This is a genomic window from Arthrobacter sp. 2RAF6 (assembly GCF_052115205.1).
Classification (GTDB): domain Bacteria; phylum Actinomycetota; class Actinomycetes; order Actinomycetales; family Micrococcaceae; genus Arthrobacter.
Genome location: NZ_JBFRGF010000116.1, coordinates 1 through 624 on the forward strand (window position 1 = coordinate 1; position 624 = coordinate 624).

The 624-nt window shown below is 65.1% G+C and carries 1 pseudogene; it reads left to right on the forward strand.

Annotated features, from left to right (window positions below):
• Positions 1–624, forward strand: a pseudogene (locus AB4Z38_RS25745) (pyruvate dehydrogenase (acetyl-transferring), homodimeric type); the annotation flags it as partial.

Sequence of the window (624 nt, forward strand, 5' to 3'; positions counted from 1 at the left end):
CACGACTACCGCAAGGTCTACGCCGCGTACAAGGCCGCGGCCGAGTTCAAGGGCAAACCCACCGTGATCCTGGCCAAGACCGTCAAGGGCTACGGACTCGGACCCCACTTCGAGGGCCGCAACGCGACCCACCAAATGAAGAAACTCACCATGGAAGACCTCAAGGCCTTCCGCGACCACCTGCGCATCCCCATCACGGACGAACAGCTCGACACCGACCTGTACCGTCCCCCGTACTACCACCCCGGCATGGACGCTCCGGAAATCCGGTACATGATGGACCGCCGCGCGGCCCTGGGCGGGTCCGTGCCCGAACGCCGCTCCACGCACACCCCCGTGGTGCTGCCGGACGCGAAGTCCTACGAAGTCGCCAAGCGCGGCTCCGGCAAGCAGCAAGCCGCCACCACCATGGCCTTCGTGAGGCTCCTGAAGGACCTCATGCGGGACAAGAACTTCGGCAAACGCTTCGTCCCGGTCGTCCCTGACGAGTCCCGGACCTTCGGGATGGACGCGTTCTTCCCCACCGCGAAGATCTACAACCCCAAGGGCCAGAACTACCTCTCCGTGGACCGGGACCTCGTCCTGGCCTACAAGGAATCCCCCATGGGCCAGCTCATCCACCCC